We start from the raw sequence: 12998 nt of genomic DNA, 5'->3' as shown, positions 1-12998 counted from the left end.
ACAGGCACGAGGGCAGACGGAAACGAGGGGCCGAACCAACGGCCCCCGTTTTCGTTTCAGGGAGGGCAGGCCGTGAAGGTAATGGCATCTGAAAACAGCGCGGATGGCCGATTCTGCGTGGACATCTTCCAGCGTGCCGACGGCACCTGGGGGTTCGAGCAGTATCGCCGCGATGTCGAGGATGGCCGCTGGTTCCCCGTATCCTGTTACGGCGCCTGGGTTTTCCCCGATGCGATCACGGCCCGCGCGCGTGCCGTGGCCGAGATTGACTGGTTTTCCTGACGCCTGCCCGATCAGGACCGCGCATCCTTGGGCGAGCCCATCACCACGTAAGACGTGATCGCGTTGACCTGCGGCAGCGTGCCCAGAACATCGGTGTGAAACCGCTTGTAGGCGGGCAGGTCGGCCACCTCGACACGCAACAGATACTCCACCGCGCCGGTGATGTTGTGACATTCCACCACCTCGGGCGCGCGGGTCATGGCGCGCTCGAACGCCTCCTGCGCGGCCTTGGTGTGGGCGTTCAGGCCGACCGTGACATAGGCCACAAACCCCACGCCAAGCGCGCCCCGGTCCAGAATCGCGCGATAGCCCGCGATCACGCCGCGCCGCTCAAGCTCCTGCACCCGGCGCAGACAGGCCGAGGGCGAAAGGCCCACCCGCTCGGCCAGATCAAGGTTGCTGATCCGGCCATTTCGGCTCAGTTCCTGCAATATACGGTCGCTTATGGCATCCATGATCATTATTTATTGCAAAATACCTTCATTTAAACAATAAAAAGCAATCCAAATGCGCCCGGTTCCGCATAGTGTTGCGCCATGACACTCGATATCCTCTCCGCGCTTGTCGCCTTCGCCTTTGTCACGGTCATCACGCCGGGGCCGAACAACCTGATGCTGATGGCCTCGGGCACCAATTTCGGCTTTGTGCGCACCATTCCGCATATGCTCGGGGTGGGCCTCGGCTTTCCCATGATGCTCGTCTGCGTGGGGCTTGGCGTGATGCAGCTTTTCGACCTCTGGCCGCCTGCCTATCTTCTGCTCAAGCTCCTGTCGGTCGCCTATCTGCTCTGGCTTGCATGGAAAATCGCCAATGCCGCCCCGCCCGCGGATGCCAGGACCGAGGGCCGCCCGCTGACCTTCCTTCAGGCCACCGCCTTTCAATGGGTCAATCCCAAGGCATGGAGCATGGCGCTCTCGGCGGTGACGCTCTATGCGGCGGGGCGGGATCTTGCGGCGGTGCTGCTGGTGGCCGGGGTCTATGTGGCCTGCGGCACGATCAGCACCACCACCTGGACCATGCTGGGCCAGCAGATCCGCCGCGTGCTGCGCAGCCCCGGACGCCTGCGTGCCTTCAACCGGGTGATGGCGCTGCTTCTGGTGGCGACGCTGGTGCCCGTGCTCTGGCCGGTTTGAGCGATTGCAAATCCCGTCGCCTGCGGCCATATAGCGGGGCGTCCAGACCGGAGGGCCGCGCCATGACCCATTACCTCGATTTCGAGAAACCGCTTGCCGAGATCGAAGGCAAGGCCGAGGAATTGCGCGCGATTGCCCGCACCAACAGCGAGACCGATGTCGAGGACGAGGCGCGCGCGCTCGATGCCAAGGCGGCCACGCTCCTGCGCGATCTCTACAAATCCCTGACGCCCTGGCGCAAATGCCAGGTGGCGCGCCACCCGGACCGCCCCCATTGCCGCGATTACATCAAGGCGCTCTTTACCGACTACACGCCGCTGGCCGGCGACCGCGCCTTTGGCGAGGATGAGGCGGTGATGGGCGGGCTTGCGCGGTTGCGCGACCGGCCCGTGATGGTGATCGGCCATGAAAAGGGCCACGATACCAAATCGCGCCTGACACATAATTTCGGCATGGCCCGTCCCGAAGGCTATCGCAAGGCGGTGCGCCTGATGCAGATGGCCGACCGCTTCGGCCTGCCGGTGGTGACGCTGGTCGACACGCCCGGTGCCTATCCCGGCAAGGGCGCCGAGGAGCGCGGGCAATCAGAGGCCATCGCGCGCGCCACCGAGACCTGCCTTTCCATCGGTGTGCCGCTGGTATCGGTGATCATCGGCGAGGGTGGATCGGGGGGGGCTGTGGCCTTTGCCAGCGCCAATCGCGTGGCGATGCTCGAACATTCGGTCTATTCGGTGATCTCGCCCGAGGGCTGCGCCTCGATCCTCTGGAAAGACGCCGAGAAGATGCGCGAGGCCGCCGAGGCGCTGCGCCTCACGGCGCAGGATCTCATCAAGCTGGGCGTCGCCGACCGCGTCATCGACGAGCCTCTGGGCGGCGCGCACCGCGACCGCGCCGCCACCATTGCCGCCGTGGGCAAGGCCATATCGGCCATGCTGAGCGAGTTGTCGGCCAAGGATCGCGCCGCCCTCATCCGGGACCGGCGCGAGAAATTCCTCGGGCTCGGGGCCAAGGGGCTGGCGGCCTGACAGAGACCGCCGCGCCCGCGTTACGCCACCACAGCGCGCAGCGCTGCCATCCGCTCGGTCAGGAGCTTTTGAGACATCTCGTCCTTGAGCCGCCCGTCATCGCCAAACGCGTTCATCGCGCCCGCGATCAAGACCGCCGTGCCCGGCACCAGCCGCGCCTGCAATTGCGTGAGACAAGACAGCGTCATGAATTGCGCCGTCTCGCCGCCCGTGCGCCCCGCCGAGGCCGAGACAACCACCGTCGGCTTGTCCTTGAACGCGGCACCCGGCACGCGGCTCACCCAGTCGAGCGCATTCTTGAGAACCCCGGTGATGCCCTTGTTGTATTCGGGCGCGCCGATCACCACCGCGTCCGCGGCCTTGATCTGCGCGGCAAGGGTCTGCACCGCCTCGGGCACGCCCTCGGCCTCTTCGAGATCGCCATCGTAGAGCGGCAACGCCAGATCGGCCTCGATGACCTCCGCGTCGCCAAAGCCGCGTGCGGCCTCTGCCAGAAGCATCCGGTTGTAAGAGCCCTTGCGCAGCGAGCCCGATATCAGCAACAGCACCGGTTTGGTCATAATATCTTCCCCTTGGTTTCGACGCGCTCTCGCGCCTGATCAGTCGGATAACTGGCGCAGCACCGCGGGTTTGACAAGCGCGCGCCCTGCACATGCCCTGTGCGTCCCATGAAAAAAGACCCGCCGGAATGGCAGGCCTTGGAGGTGCGCCGAAATCCGGCGAGGAGGACACTGGTTGGGGCCTACCAGTCGGTCGGCCCCTTGTCGGCGAATTGATGGACAAGAAAGTCGATGAAGGCACGCACCTTGGGCTGGGTAAAGCGCCCAGGCGGATAGACCGCGTAGATGCCGAGCGTCTCAAGCGGCAGATCGGGCATGGCGTCCTCGACCAGACCGGCGGCCATCGGCTTGGCATAGAGGAAAGAGGGCAGATAGGCGATGCCAAGGCCGGAAATCGCGGCATTGAGCAGCGACTGGCCATCATTGACGCTGAGGCCTCCCGCCGTGCGCACCTGCCGCTTTTCCCCCGAGGGCGCGGTCAGTTTCCAAACCGCACTGCCGCCCTGATTGGAGTAGTGCAAGAGCTTGTGCTCGTTGAGATCGTCGATCCTCTCGGGCCGTCCGTGTTTTGCGAAATAGGCGGGGCTGGCGATCATGCGCTTGGTCGTCTCCGACAGCCTGCGCGCGCGCAGGGTGCTGTCCTCCAGATCGCCGATCCGCACAGCCATGTCGAACCCCTCGGAAATCAGTTCGACATAGCGGTTGTTGAGCACCATGTTGACGGTGATATCGGGAAATTCCTCAAGGAAATTGCCAAGGATCGGGCTGAGATGGTTCACGCCGAAATCGGTCGCCACGGAAATGCGCAAGAGGCCCGAAGGGTCCGACTGCATCGAACTCACCAGCGCGTCGGCCTCGCCCGCGTCGTTGAGCACCCGCAGCGCCCGGTCGTAATAGGCAAGGCCGATCTCGGTGGGGCTGACGCGCCGCGTGGTGCGGTTCAGAAGCCGCGCACCGAGACGTGCCTCGAGCGAGGAGACATGCTTGGAAACGGCGGATTTGGAAATCCCCATCTTGCGGGCCGCATCGGTAAAGCCGCCCTGATCCACCACCGTGGCGAAGGCCTCCATTTCCGTCAGGCGATCCATGCTGAAACCTCTTCTTGCTACTGAGGATCGTTTCTGACGGAAAAATCGGGCGCAACTGCGGCAGGTGCCTGACAATATCGCGGTCATCTCGGGATCGTTGATGGCCTGGAAACGCGGCGCACACGCGAAGGTGACTGTGGATCGCCGCGTCGGTCGGTCTATCTTACCGATACCGGATCAATCCTGGAGGGTAAGCTGATGACTCGTTTTCTCGCATTTGGCCTTGTCGCTGCGTTGGCCATGGCCGCACCCGCGCTGGCGCAGGAAACCCCCGCGCCTGAGGGCGCCGAGGTCTATTTCGTCAATCTCGAAGACGGGGCCACGGTCACAAGCCCTGTCACCGTCATCTTCGGCCTGAACGGCATGGGCGTGGCCCCCGCAGGGACCGAGAAAGAGGCGACCGGGCACCATCACCTGCTGATCAACCGCCCGCCCTTTGGTGAGGGTGAGGGCGGCGCGGAGGAGTTGAGCTATGGTCTGCCCGCCGATGATAACCACAAGCATTTCGGCGGCGGTCAGACACAGGCGACCGTAGACCTGCCAGCCGGCCAGCACACGCTGCAACTGGTGCTCGGCGATGCCAACCATGTCCCGCACGTGCCCCCGATCATGTCCGGGGTGATCACCATCACCGTGGAATAACGCTCAGAGCGCGGCCGCGAGCCGCGTGCCCTGATCAATGGCGCGTTTCGCGTCCAGCTCAGTAGCGACATCCGCGCCGCCGATGACATGGGCGCGGATGCCTTTGGCCTCCAGCGCATCGGCCAGACTGCGCTCGCTCACCTGACCGGCGCAAAGAACGATCGTGTCGGCCTCGATGAGTTTCGGGTTTTCGCGCCCCTCGCCAAAGCTGACATGCAGTCCGCCCGCGTCGATCCGCTCGTAATTGACGCCGCCCACCATCTCGACCCCCTTCATCCGAAGGGAAGCGCGGTGGATCCAGCCCGTTGTCTTGCCAAGCCGCTTGCCAAGCGCCTCGGCCTTGCGTTGCAGAAGCGTGACGTGGCGCGCGGGCGGCGTGGGCTTCGGCCCTGCGAGTGCCACTCCGCCGCGCGCCGCCTCGGGATCGTCAACGCCCCATTCGGTGCGCCAGAGCGCGATATCCTCGGTGGGGCTCTCACCCTCGTGGACAAGGTATTCGGCCACATCAAACCCGATGCCACCCGCGCCCACCACCGCGACGCGCTTGCCCACTTTTGCCGTTCCGCGCAGCACATCGATATAGGTCACGACGTTGGGGCCGTCCTGTCCGGGAATCCCCGGATCGCGCGGGCTGACGCCGGTGGCGACGATGACCTCTTCAAAGTCTGCAAGATCATCGGCCCCCACGACGCGCCCCAGCCGGAGTGTTACACCGCTTTCGGCCAGCATCACGCCGAACCAGTCCACCAGCCCGTGAAACTCTTCCTTGCCCGGCACCTCTTTGGCCATGTTGAGCTGACCGCCGATCTGCTGTGCCTTGTCGAACAGCGTCACGTCATGCCCCCGCCCCGCCGCCGCGATCGCCGCCGAGAGACCGGCAGGACCGGCCCCGACAACGGCGATGCGCTTCGGCGTATCCGTGGGGGTGATGACAAGCTCTGTCTCATGGCACGCGCGCGGATTGACGAGGCACGAGGTCAATTTACCCGAGAAGGTGTGGTCAAGACAGGCCTGATTGCAGGCAATACAGGGCGCGATGGTTCTGGCGCGCCCCTCGGCCGCCTTCTTCACGAATTCCGCATCGGCAAGGAAGGGCCGCGCCATCGACACCATGTCGGCCGCGCCCCCGGCCAGCACCTCTTCGGCCACCTCGGGCGTGTTGATCCGGTTCGAGGTGATGACGGGGATGCCCACCTTGCCCATCAGCTTTTTCGTGACCCAGGCAAAACCCGCGCGCGGCACGCTTGTGGCAATCGTGGGAATGCGCGCCTCGTGCCAGCCGATGCCGGTGTTGAGGATCGAGGCCCCCGCCCCCTCGACCGCGTGGGCAAGCTGCACCACCTCGGCATGGGTGCTGCCCTCGGGGATGAGGTCGATCATCGAGAGGCGGTAGATCAGGATGAAGTCGGGGCCGACGGCCTCGCGGGTGCGGCGCACCACCTCCACCGGCAGACGCATCCGGTTCTCGTAAGAGCCGCCCCAGCGGTCGGTGCGCTTGTTGGTATGGGTCACGAGGAACTGGTTGAGGAAATAGCCCTCCGACCCCATGATCTCGACCCCGTCATAGCCTGCCTCGCGGGCGCGGGTCGCGGCGGTGACGATGTCCGTTATCTGCTTCTCGATGCCGTCCTCGTCCAACTCGCGCGGCGTGAACGGCGAGATCGGCGATTTGATGGGCGACGGGGCAACACATTCCTTGCCATAGGCATAGCGGCCCGCATGAAGGATCTGCATGGCAATGAGGCCGCCCGCGTCATGCACCCGGTCGGTGACCACGCGGTGATTGGCGATATCCTCGGGGCTGAACAGCCCCGCCGCCCCGGGAAACACGCCCCCCTCGCGGTTGGGGGCCATGCCGCCGGTGACCATCAGCCCCACGCCGCCGCGCGCGCGGGCGGCGTAGAATTCGGCCACCCGGTTCCAGTCGCGCGTCTCTTCCAGTCCGGTATGCATCGAACCCATCAGAACGCGGTTCTTCAGCGTGACATGGCCCAGATCGAGGGGGGCAAGAAGATGCGGATAGTCGGTCATGGCTCTCTCCCTTGGCTTATCCCCTGATGCCGCAGGTGGGCGTGCTTGTCACCCATGAACGCTGCGTTACGGGAGATGGCCCGGAGACGGGGCTTTGTTGCGATGCAGTGAGTGGGCTCTGTTGATGGCATGGATGCCCCTTCGATTTCTTCAAAAGAAATCGGATCGAAATCTTTTCAAGATTTCGAAATCCCGGCAGCGTCCGGACGTCAGGCGGCGGGCATGTCTTGTCACTGTCGGCCGTGTCAATGACGCGCCTCGGCATTCCGGCCCGAGGTGTCATGCCAGGATCGGCCATGGTCGGCCGACGTGTGCAGCCCGTTTGATGACCTCGGCCATGGCCCCCGTTGCCGATCCTTGAGAGCATCAAGCGCCGCGCCGCCGCGCCGCACAGTCACCCTCGCGAAGCGAACCGGCGATTTTGCGACACGGGCGCGCATGCGCCCTGGTGCCAAGACTTGCCAAGCGCCTGCGGCGCGTTCCAAATGGGCGCGCATCGAACAGGGGGGCGGCCCGTGCATTTCGGACTGAACGCAGAGCAGGACATGATCGTGACCACGGTGCGGGCTTTCGTGGAGAAGGAGATATACCCGCACGAGGCGGAGGTGGAGCGCACAGGCAAGGTGCCGCCCGATCTGGCACAGCAGATCAAGCGCAAGGTCATCGACCTTGGCTTTTACGCCTGCAACTTCCCCGAAGAGGTGGGCGGCGCGGGCCTGTCGCATCTCGATTTCACGCTGGTGGAGCGCGAACTTGGGCGCGGGTCCATGGCGCTCACGCATTTCTTCGGCCGCCCGCAGAATATCCTGATGGCCTGCGAGGGCGCGCAGCGCGAGCGCTATCTCCTGCCCGCCGTGCGCGGCGAGCGGATGGACGCGCTTGCCATGACCGAACCCGATGCGGGATCGGATGTGCGCGGCATGACATGCCATGCGCGGCGCGACGGCGGCGACTGGGTGCTGAACGGCTCCAAGCACTTCATCTCCGGGGCGGATCACGCGGATTTCTTCATCGTCTTCGTGGCCACCGGCGTCGATGACACGCCCAAGGGCCCCAAGAAGCGGATCACCTGCTTTCTGGTCGATCGCGGCACGCCCGGCTTCGAGGTGCGCGCGGGCTATCACTCGGTCTCGCACCGCGGCTATCACAACTGCATCCTCAGCTTCGACGATTGCCGCCTGCCCGACACGCAGGTTCTGGGCGCGGTGGATGGCGGGTTCGAGGTGATGAACACCTGGCTTTATGCCACGCGGCTGACGGTGGCGGCGTTCTGTGTCGGGCGCGCGCGGCGCTGCTTCGATCACGCGCTTGGCTATGCGGCGGAGCGGCGGCAATTCGGCCAGCCCATCGGCCGGTTTCAGGGGGTGGGCTTCCAGATCGCCGACATGATCACCGAAATCGACGCGGCGGACTGGCTGACGCTCGCCGCCGCGTGGCGGCTGGATCAGGAGCAGCCCGCCAACCGGGAAATCGCCAGCGCCAAGCTCTATGCCTCCGAGATGCTGGCACGCGTGACCGATGCCACCTTGCAGATCCATGGCGGCATGGGGCTGATGGACGATTTTCCCATCGAGCGGTTCTGGCGCGATGCGCGGGTGGAACGGATCTGGGACGGCACCAGCGAAATCCAGCGCCATATCATCAGCCGCGACCTCTTGCGCCCGCTGGGGGCCTGAGATGGCCGCGCTCGACCGGCTGTTGCGGCCCCGCAGCATTGCGGTGATCGGCGGCGGCGCATGGTGCGAGAGCGTCATCCGCGAATGCCGCCGGATCGGCTTTGCCGGGGCGATATGGCCGGTGCATCCGACGCGCGAAACGGTGGGCGGCCTGTCCGCGCACCGCTCGGTTGACGCCTTGCCAGAGGGGCCGGACGCGGCCTTTGTCGGCGTGAACCGCGCGGCCAGCATCGAGGTGGTCGCAGCACTCTCGGCGCGCGGCGCGGGCGGCGCGGTCTGTTTCGCCTCGGGCTTTCGCGAGGCCAGAGCAGAGATGCCGGACGGTCCCGCGCTTGAGGAACGGCTGGTGGCGGCCGCGGGCACCATGCCCATTCTGGGACCGAATTGCTACGGCTTCGTCAATGCGCTCGACCGCGCAGCCCTCTGGCCGGATATGCACGGCATGACGCCTTGCGAGACCGGCGTCGCCATCGTCGGGCAAAGCTCGAACGTGGCGATCAACCTGACGATGCAGCGGCGCGGGCTGCCGCTGGCCTATGTCGCCACCGTCGGCAATCAGGCGCAGACCGGCATGGCCGATATCGGCGCGGCGCTGCTCTCGGACCCGCGCGTGACAGCGCTTGGCCTGCATATCGAGGGTGTGAGCAGCCTGCGCGCCTTTGAGGCGCTGGCGCGGACGGCGGCGCGTCTCGGCAAGCCGGTTGTCGTGCTCAAGACCGGCGCATCGCCCGAGGCGCAGTTGGGGACGGTGTCGCACACCGCCTCGCTCGCGGGCAGCGATGCGGGCGCGCGCGCGCTCATGGCACGGCTGGGCTTTGCGACGGTCGAGAGCCCCGCCGCCCTCATCGAGACACTCAAGATCCTGCACGTCACCGGCGGGCTTGCCTCGGCCACGGTCGCCTCCCTGTCCTGTTCGGGGGGCGAGGCGTCGCTGATGGCCGATCTCGGGCAGGCCGCAGGCGTGCGCTATCCGCCGCTTGACGCGCCTCAGACAGGCGCGCTGCGCGCGGCGCTCGGGCCTCGGGTCGCGCTGGCCAATCCGCTCGATTACCACACCTATATCTGGGGCAACGAGGCCGCGCTGACGCGGTGTTTTTGTGCGATGATGACAGGGACGGCGGCGCTTGGTGTCGTGGTGCTCGATTTCCCGCGCCCGGACCGCTTCGACGCCCCCGACTGGCATCTTGTGGTCACCGCGACAGCTGAGGCGCGGCGCGTTTCGGGGCGGCCCATGGCGATTTTGTCAAGCCTGCCCGAGGGGATGCCCGAATCCGTGGCCTGCGAAATTCTCGGGCGCGGCCTGATCCCGCTTTGCGGCATGAGCGAGGGGCTGGCCGCCATCGCGGCAGCAGCCCATGTCACACGCACAGAGGCCGCGCCGCTTCTCCTGCCCAATCGCGCAACAACGCCTGGCACAGTCTGGACCGAGGCCGAGGCCAAGGCGCGGCTGGCCGTCCATGGCCTGCGGGTGCCGCGCGCGCACGGCGTGTCCGACGCGGGCGCGGCGGTTGTGGCGGCGCAGGAGATCGGCTTTCCCGTGGTGCTCAAGGGCGCGGGGCTTGCCCACAAGACCGAGGCGGGCGCGGTGGCGCTCGATCTTGGCGATGCGGAGGCGCTCGAACGTGCCGCCCGCGCCATGCCCGCCGACGCGTTTCTCGTGGAAGAGATGATCCGGGGCGCGGTGGCCGAACTGCTCATCGGCGTGCTCAACGATCCGGCGCATGGCTTCGTGCTCACGCTTGGCGCGGGCGGCGTGCTGACCGAGATTGTCGCGGACACCACAACGCTCCTCCTGCCGGTGACGCGCGAAGATATCCTCGCGGCCCTTGCCCGGTTACGCATCGCGCCACTGCTCGCGGGCTATCGCGGGCGCGCGGGCGCGGATATCGAGGCGGTTGTGGCGGCAGTGCTGGCCGTGCAAGACTTCGTGACGGCGCACCGCGACCGCGTGAGGGAGGTGGAGATCAACCCGCTCCTCTGCGGCGCGGATTTCGCCATCGCCGCCGATGCCCTCATCCGCATGGGAGACCCGGAATGACCCAACCCCCTCTGACCATCACCCGGCGCGGTGCCGTGCTCGAGGTCATCCTCGACCGGCCCAAGGCCAATGCGATCGACCTTGCCACAAGCCGAATGATGGGTGAGGTCTTTACCGAGTTCCGCGACGATGACGCGCTCCGCGTCGCCATTCTCACCGGCGCGGGCGAGAAATTCTTCTGCCCCGGCTGGGATCTCAAGGCCGCCGCCGAGGGCGACGCGGTGGACGGCGACTATGGCAAGGGCGGGTTCGGCGGATTGCAGGAGTTGCGCGGGCTCAACAAGCCGGTGATCGCGGCCATCAACGGCATCGCCTGCGGCGGCGGGCTGGAGCTGGCGCTCAGCGCCGACATCATCCTTGCCGCCGATCACGCCACCTTCGCGCTGCCGGAAATCCGCTCGGGCACCGTGGCCGATGCCGCCTCGATCAAGCTGCCAAAGCGCATCCCCTATCATATCGCGATGGAAATGCTGCTCACCGGGCGCTGGTTCGACGCCGAAGAGGCCGCCCGCTGGGGTCTGGTCAACCGCATCCTGCCGGCCGCCAACCTGATGGCAGAAGCGCGCGCGCTGGCCGATGAGCTGGCGGCAGGCCCGCCGCTGGTCTTCGCCGCGATCAGGGAAATCGTGCGCGAGGCCGAGGACATGAAGTTTCAGGACGCGCTCAACCGCATCACCAAGAGCCAGTTCGCAACCGTCGAACGCCTCTACCGCTCCGAGGATCAGCTTGAGGGCGCGCGCGCCTTCGCCGAAAAACGCGACCCGGTGTGGAAAGGACGATAGTCTGACGGGCGTCAGGGCCGCTTGGCGTCAAAGCCGCGTGACCGTCACCACATCGCGCAGCCCGTATCCGTTGAACGCGGTCGAGAGGGACCGGGTATAGGCCCCCATCCCGGCGATCAGCACATGATCACCCTCCGCCATGTCGCCGGGCAGCGGCAGCGGATCGGGCAGCCGGTCGATGCTGTCGCAGGTCGGGCCGAACACCACACGCGCAACCGGTGCGCCGCGCCGTTCGGTGCCGTCGGGGGCGATGACGCGCACCCGGTCCGGGGCACCGATATCGCGGATCTCGGTCAGACTGCCATAAACACCATCGTTGAGGAACACCGCGCCGCACGCGCGGATTGCCTTGACCCGCAGGCCAAGGGTAAAGGCCTCGGCCACCATCGCGCGCCCCGGCTCACAGACAAGCGCGGGCGCCTCGGCCCCGAAATGCCGCGTCACCTGCGTGCCGATATGGGTGAAGATCGGCGTGAGGTCCGGTGCCTGCCCCGTGCGATGCGAGGCAAACCCGCCGCCGACGTTGAGCCGGTGAAGCCGCACGCCCGCGGCGCGCGCCACCTGAGCCGCGACACCGATATAGGCCCCCCACGCCGCCGGATCGGCGCATTGCGTGCCGGGATGAAAGGTGAGCGAGGGCACATGGCCTCGCGCCGCAACCTCGCGTAACAGCGCCGCCGCCTCGTCTGGCCCCAGCCCGAATTTCGCCCCGAAATCATAGGCCGCGCCGCGCACCGGCAGCGCCAGCCGCACACTCATTTCCGCATCCTGCGCCACCCGGCCACTCAACTTGTCCAGTTCGCGCAGGCAATCGACCGAATAGGCCCGCACGCCCATGGTGGCCGCAAACGCCACCTCGGCGGGCGAGCGGACCGGGTTGTGGTAATGCAGCACGGCATGGGGGCAAAGCGCACGGACCGCGCGCATCTCCTCGGGGCTGGCCACGTCAAAGGCCGCGATCCCCGCCGCCACCAGATTGGCCAGCACCTCCTCGCCCGGATTGGCCTTGACCGCATAGGTCACAAGGCCGGGAAACCCTGCCTGAAAGGCGCGCGCCGTGGCCTGAAGCCGGTCGGGCGCGAAATAGAGCACCGGCGCATCCGGCGCGGTGCGGGCAAGATGGGCAATCGGGTCGGACCAGGTCTCGGCGCGCTGCATCGGGGGCCTCTTTGCTGCGTTTTCATCAGTTTGCGGCAAATCATTGTCGAATCAACGCGTCACATCGTATAATTCGGCGAATAAATCAGCCATATCGGCAGCATCATGATGCAGATTGACGAATCCGACCGCGCCCTGATCGCGCTGTTGCAGGAAAACGCCCGCCTGCCCGTGGCCACGCTCGCCCGCCGCCTCGGCCTTGCCCGCACCACCGTTCAGGCGCGGCTCGACCGGTTGGAGGCCTCGGGCGTGATCGCGGGCTACGCGCTCAGGCTCGGGGCGCAGGCGCGCGCAGCCCTGCGCGCCACGGTGCTGCTGAGCATCGAGCCGCGCGCCGGCCCCACCGTGCTTGCCCGCCTCAAGTCGCTGGCGCAGGTGCGCCGTGTCCACACAACCTCTGGGCGGTTCGATCTCATCGTGACGCTCGAGGCCGAGACCACCGAGGCGCTCGACGAAACGCTCGACCGGATCGGCGAGGCCAAGGGCGTGCGCGGCTCCGAAAGCCTCATCCACCTTGCAACCAAGCTCGATCGAGGCCCCTGACCCCATTTTCGGCCGCCCGCGCCTTTTCCTTCCCGTCCAC

At 66.5% G+C, this 12998-nt stretch carries 13 protein-coding genes; 8 read left to right on the top strand and 5 right to left on the bottom strand.

Annotated elements, in window-relative coordinates; all coding sequences use genetic code 11:
* The first annotated feature begins 81 nt into the window (after positions 1-81).
* Positions 82-282, top strand: coding sequence for a hypothetical protein (locus ABIE57_RS09675; protein WP_354538808.1), 201 nt, complete (start codon positions 82-84; stop codon positions 280-282).
* A gap of 11 nt (positions 283-293) precedes the next feature.
* Here ABIE57_RS09675 and ABIE57_RS09670 read toward each other — a convergent pair whose 3' ends face one another.
* Positions 294-737, bottom strand: a complete 444-nt coding sequence (locus tag ABIE57_RS09670; protein WP_354538807.1) for an Lrp/AsnC family transcriptional regulator — start codon at positions 735-737, stop codon at positions 294-296.
* An 81-nt stretch (positions 738-818) separates the two neighbouring features.
* On the opposite strand from ABIE57_RS09670, the gene ABIE57_RS09665 reads away from it, so the two are divergent.
* Both ABIE57_RS09665 and ABIE57_RS09660 read left to right on the top strand, forming a co-directional pair.
* Positions 819-1415: a LysE family translocator gene (locus ABIE57_RS09665; RefSeq protein WP_354538806.1), complete on the top strand. Its 597-nt coding sequence runs from the start codon at positions 819-821 to the stop codon at positions 1413-1415.
* Between the two features lie 62 nt (positions 1416-1477).
* Complete coding sequence (locus tag ABIE57_RS09660) at positions 1478-2440, top strand: acetyl-CoA carboxylase carboxyltransferase subunit alpha (RefSeq protein ID WP_354538805.1); 963 nt, start codon at positions 1478-1480, stop codon at positions 2438-2440.
* A 20-nt stretch (positions 2441-2460) separates the two neighbouring features.
* On the opposite strand, the gene ABIE57_RS09655 is transcribed toward ABIE57_RS09660, so the two are convergent.
* Together ABIE57_RS09655 and ABIE57_RS09650 are read right to left on the bottom strand one after the other, a co-directional pair.
* A complete protein-coding gene (locus tag ABIE57_RS09655) occupies positions 2461-3000 on the bottom strand; it encodes an NADPH-dependent FMN reductase (RefSeq protein WP_354538804.1) in 540 nt (179 codons plus the stop codon).
* Between the two features lie 182 nt (positions 3001-3182).
* On the bottom strand, positions 3183-4088 hold the full coding sequence (locus tag ABIE57_RS09650) for a LysR family transcriptional regulator (RefSeq protein WP_354538803.1): 906 nt from the start codon (positions 4086-4088) through the stop codon (positions 3183-3185).
* 198 nt (positions 4089-4286) lie between these two features.
* Between ABIE57_RS09650 and ABIE57_RS09645 the strand changes: the two genes are divergently transcribed.
* A complete protein-coding gene (locus ABIE57_RS09645; RefSeq protein WP_354538802.1) occupies positions 4287-4730 on the top strand; it encodes a DUF4399 domain-containing protein in 444 nt (147 codons plus the stop codon).
* Between the two features lie 3 nt (positions 4731-4733).
* On the opposite strand, the gene ABIE57_RS09640 is transcribed toward ABIE57_RS09645, so the two are convergent.
* Positions 4734-6761, bottom strand: coding sequence for an FAD-dependent oxidoreductase (locus ABIE57_RS09640; protein ID WP_354538801.1), 2028 nt, complete (start codon positions 6759-6761; stop codon positions 4734-4736).
* Between the two features lie 515 nt (positions 6762-7276).
* Here ABIE57_RS09640 and ABIE57_RS09635 point away from each other — a divergent pair.
* The 3 genes from ABIE57_RS09635 to ABIE57_RS09625 are packed head-to-tail and all read left to right on the top strand — an operon-like array spanning position 7277 to position 11257.
* Complete coding sequence (locus ABIE57_RS09635) at positions 7277-8437, top strand: acyl-CoA dehydrogenase family protein (protein ID WP_354538800.1); 1161 nt, start codon at positions 7277-7279, stop codon at positions 8435-8437.
* Between the two features lies 1 nt (position 8438).
* A complete protein-coding gene (locus ABIE57_RS09630; RefSeq protein WP_354538799.1) occupies positions 8439-10475 on the top strand; it encodes an acetate--CoA ligase family protein in 2037 nt (678 codons plus the stop codon).
* A complete protein-coding gene (locus ABIE57_RS09625) occupies positions 10472-11257 on the top strand; it encodes a carnitinyl-CoA dehydratase (RefSeq protein WP_354538798.1) in 786 nt (261 codons plus the stop codon). Before ABIE57_RS09630 ends, ABIE57_RS09625 begins: the two co-directional genes overlap by 4 nt.
* 27 nt (positions 11258-11284) lie before the next feature.
* Here the strand turns inward: ABIE57_RS09625 and ABIE57_RS09620 are convergent, their stop codons facing one another.
* Positions 11285-12415 carry a type III PLP-dependent enzyme gene (locus ABIE57_RS09620; RefSeq protein ID WP_354538797.1) on the bottom strand — a complete coding sequence of 377 codons (1131 nt, stop codon included), beginning with the start codon at positions 12413-12415 and terminating at the stop codon, positions 11285-11287.
* Between the two features lie 108 nt (positions 12416-12523).
* Here ABIE57_RS09620 and ABIE57_RS09615 point away from each other — a divergent pair, with 108 nt between their 5' ends.
* Entirely contained in the window at positions 12524-12958 is a 435-nt protein-coding gene (locus tag ABIE57_RS09615) for an Lrp/AsnC family transcriptional regulator (RefSeq protein WP_354538974.1), read from the top strand.
* Positions 12959-12998: the final 40 nt, after the last annotated feature.

The sequence above is a fragment of the Roseovarius sp. MBR-6 genome (assembly GCF_040547525.1).
Taxonomy (GTDB): domain Bacteria; phylum Pseudomonadota; class Alphaproteobacteria; order Rhodobacterales; family Rhodobacteraceae; genus Roseovarius.
Note: the sequence above shows the minus strand (reverse complement) of the source record. Positions and strands in the feature narration are given on the sequence as shown.

What these genes read in the sequence shown, in the direction of transcription:
- ABIE57_RS09675 (WP_354538808.1), top strand. Translation starts at nt 82, where the DNA reads ATGGCATCTGAAAACAGCGCGGATGGCCGATTCTGCGTGGACATCTTC.
- ABIE57_RS09670 (WP_354538807.1), bottom strand. Translation starts at nt 737, where the DNA reads ATGGATGCCATAAGCGACCGTATATTGCAGGAACTGAGCCGAAATGGC.
- ABIE57_RS09665 (WP_354538806.1), top strand. Translation starts at nt 819, where the DNA reads ATGACACTCGATATCCTCTCCGCGCTTGTCGCCTTCGCCTTTGTCACG.
- ABIE57_RS09660 (WP_354538805.1), top strand. Translation starts at nt 1,478, where the DNA reads ATGACCCATTACCTCGATTTCGAGAAACCGCTTGCCGAGATCGAAGGC.
- ABIE57_RS09655 (WP_354538804.1), bottom strand. Translation starts at nt 3,000, where the DNA reads ATGACCAAACCGGTGCTGTTGCTGATATCGGGCTCGCTGCGCAAGGGC.
- ABIE57_RS09650 (WP_354538803.1), bottom strand. Translation starts at nt 4,088, where the DNA reads ATGGATCGCCTGACGGAAATGGAGGCCTTCGCCACGGTGGTGGATCAG.
- ABIE57_RS09645 (WP_354538802.1), top strand. Translation starts at nt 4,287, where the DNA reads ATGACTCGTTTTCTCGCATTTGGCCTTGTCGCTGCGTTGGCCATGGCC.
- ABIE57_RS09640 (WP_354538801.1), bottom strand. Translation starts at nt 6,761, where the DNA reads ATGACCGACTATCCGCATCTTCTTGCCCCCCTCGATCTGGGCCATGTC.
- ABIE57_RS09630 (WP_354538799.1), top strand. Translation starts at nt 8,439, where the DNA reads ATGGCCGCGCTCGACCGGCTGTTGCGGCCCCGCAGCATTGCGGTGATC.
- ABIE57_RS09625 (WP_354538798.1), top strand. Translation starts at nt 10,472, where the DNA reads ATGACCCAACCCCCTCTGACCATCACCCGGCGCGGTGCCGTGCTCGAG.
- ABIE57_RS09620 (WP_354538797.1), bottom strand. Translation starts at nt 12,415, where the DNA reads ATGCAGCGCGCCGAGACCTGGTCCGACCCGATTGCCCATCTTGCCCGC.
- ABIE57_RS09615 (WP_354538974.1), top strand. Translation starts at nt 12,524, where the DNA reads ATGCAGATTGACGAATCCGACCGCGCCCTGATCGCGCTGTTGCAGGAA.